The organism is Pseudoalteromonas sp. S558 (genome assembly GCF_005886635.1).
GTDB lineage: Bacteria > Pseudomonadota > Gammaproteobacteria > Enterobacterales > Alteromonadaceae > Pseudoalteromonas > Pseudoalteromonas aliena.
In genome coordinates this window covers 1-2,687 of the sequence record NZ_PNDU01000420.1, presented here as the reverse complement: position 1 = coordinate 2,687, position 2,687 = coordinate 1, and the positions used below count along the sequence as shown (strand labels likewise).

Genomic DNA, 2,687 nt, shown 5'->3' with positions numbered 1-2,687 from the left:
CAGATTTCATGTTGGTCGAAAACCGTCACTTTGTATTTCTAGGGTTTGAGTTCTATTGGGGCACAGATTCAAATAGTAAGCCACGACTTAGGCGACGAACGGCCGCGAAGAAGCAAAAGGCGACGCTGAGTGAATATTATCAATGGATCAAAGCAAGGTATTCATTAAAACTGAAAAACTGGCTACCTCAATTGAGGCGAAAACTGATAGGATTTAGAAATTACTTTGGTTTACCAGACAACAGCCGAAGCTTATCCACAATATATGACTATGTGCTACATAGTTTATATAAATGGCTGAACAGACGCAGTGGTCGACGAAGTTATAACTGGAGTAATTTCAAGAAGATGATAGAGTATTTTAACATTGAGAGTATCAAAGTCAGCAAGCGAAATATCCTTGTTGATTGGTACTAGGGTCGTGTGTTTTACACGAGTGAATATATAACTGAAGAGCCGGATGCGGTAGTTCCGCACGTCCGGATCTGTGTGGGGTCGGCCTAGCAATAGGTCGCTCTACCACGATAGGCTGTAGAATTACTCTTTTTAGGAACTGGTTCTACACGTTTTACTTGATTGTTTTTTAACCTTGAACCCACAGGGTTACTGTGATCTAATAGATATTATTCACCCACGGTAAATTGTTATGGCTCTTTCATTAGGTAAGGAGTCAAGCCTGACTTATCTTGCCAAAATAAATTCATTCCGATCAATTTCGCTGAATAAATTGACCTTACGCGGTCAAACGAAAGTGAATGCCCAATGGCAACTGTATTGCTTAGTTCATAATATAGAAAAGCTGCAAAACACGATGCATTAATAAAGGTAAGCTGCTACCTCTCCAAATAAGCCACTTAAACACCTGTAATACCTTCCAAAACGCCCATTAAAGCAACAGTTAATCCTCTTTTTATATTTTACGTAAAATCGAAGTAACCGATTGAATCAAAATAGGAACTCAGCTATGGTTAATGCATCTGTAAAAATAAATTAAAAACGAGTTATTCTACAGCCTCGTTAGGTGCCAAATTTGTATGAGTCAAAGAAATACAATTTTAGTAGTGTCAGGCTTAGCTGTTTGTGTGCTTAAAAATGAATAGGAATAGTTATGGGAAAAATCAAATTTTTAGATATGCCAGAGTACGAAGGTAAGCAATTAAACTGTGCTTCATTGTGTGCAACTAACGACGGTTATATAGCTTTAACCGGTAAACACGTTAAATCGCAAGGCGCTTCTCAATGGTTTTACAGTTTGTTGTGCATGGATCTAGAATTTTGTTTCCAAAAGTTCATAGACGTCGGGGAGATCGTCGATAGCGGGTCACAGTGGTTAGAGGCAGGATTAGAGTTACTTACAGGTAACAGTCAGGATGTTTTTGGGATTATCAATCAGGGTGGTAGAGGGTTGTGGGTAGATATCACTGCGGGTACCGTTGTTGCGAGTAATCTTAAACCACTGGATATGGAGCGGATCCAACCCTCATTGCTCTCGACTTTTCCAGGTGGGCGAAGAAGTTTGGGTGTCATGCCTCGCCTTGAACAGCTAAGCTATCATATTGTGAATTATCATTTGGTAATCTCTGAACAGGAGGCTTTTCCACCATCCCAGTGGAATACTATGAAATGTGAATCGTTTGACTGGGGAATTGGCGACGGTACCGAGTCGGATTTTGGTTCTGTAGATTGTTCGGAAATTGGTAAGAGTAGAATTTTCAATCCTAGGGTTGTTCAGATACTGGCGCTGGGCTGCGACAGATGGTTGTTGAGCATTGTTACATCTGGAAATTCAAAAGCCGCCTACCCTAACAAGGGTATGGGATATCGTTACTCAATAATAGATTCCACCGGTGCTGAAATAGCCGTTCTTGATCATAAAGAAGCTTCTGAAAAGTTGCCTGTTAATGTTTATGAGAAAGCCGATTATACACATTTCCCTAATGCGGAATACCCGTTCTATAAGGTTTATCATGATATAAAATATAGTCGGATTATTCACAAACTGCTTAATCAAATAATTTTCTTTGATCTTAATGGTCGGTTAATGGGTGTGATTAACTTTGCCAATAAGGGACTTACTGGTATGAGAAGACTAAAACTCTTAGCAGTTTCACCCACAGGAGAAATGATTTTTCGGCGTGAGCAAGAGAAGCTTATGTGGAGCGTAGAGCTATCAGATTGCTTAAAAGAGACTGAAGCTAATCTGATAGCTGGCCTTAAGGAATATCGCAAAAAAGTGAAGGATATGAGTAATTCTTCACTGAATGTTCCTTCTCTTGGAGAAGTCAATCACCTCTCAATTACATAACATTTCCACTCGGGATTGTAGTGGTACAGTGATTTTGGCCACCCATTAAGAAAGAAATGTTATGCTAATCAGCATACAAATTTGGGTGAAAAAATGACGAAATTAAAACGCGCACGTATTCTGCGGCAATCAAATTAGAAACAGCTCAGCTTGTAGTCGATCAAGGTTATACGCAAGAAGATGCAGCCAAGGCTATGGGTGTTGGTAAATCAACCGTAAGTAAGTGGGTTACTCAATTAAAGCAAGAGCGTAATGGTCAGTCACCATCGGCTTCACCAATGACGCCTGAACAAATTGAAATTCGTGAACTTAAAAAGCAAATCCAATGCATTGAATTAGAAAAGGACATATTAAAAAAGGCTGTGGTGATATCAAGTGGTCAG

General features: G+C 39.6%; 3 protein-coding genes and 1 pseudogene. All 4 read left to right on the top strand.

Annotated features, from left to right (window positions below; translation table 11 throughout):
- On the top strand, positions 1-416 hold a 416-nt coding region (locus tag CWB66_RS20285; protein ID WP_289508517.1), incomplete at its 5' end, for a group II intron maturase-specific domain-containing protein.
- Between the two features lie 301 nt (positions 417-717).
- Positions 718-819 (top strand): annotated as a pseudogene (locus tag CWB66_RS23245) (transposase); the annotation flags it as partial.
- A gap of 288 nt (positions 820-1,107) precedes the next feature.
- On the top strand, positions 1,108-2,304 hold the full coding sequence (locus CWB66_RS20275; protein WP_138586831.1) for a hypothetical protein: 1,197 nt from the start codon (positions 1,108-1,110) through the stop codon (positions 2,302-2,304).
- A 101-nt stretch (positions 2,305-2,405) separates the two neighbouring features.
- The coding region (locus CWB66_RS20270) for a transposase (RefSeq protein ID WP_138586833.1) at positions 2,406-2,687 on the top strand (282 nt) is incomplete at its 3' end.

What these genes read in the sequence shown, in the direction of transcription:
- CWB66_RS20275 (WP_138586831.1), top strand. Translation starts at nt 1,108, where the DNA reads ATGGGAAAAATCAAATTTTTAGATATGCCAGAGTACGAAGGTAAGCAA.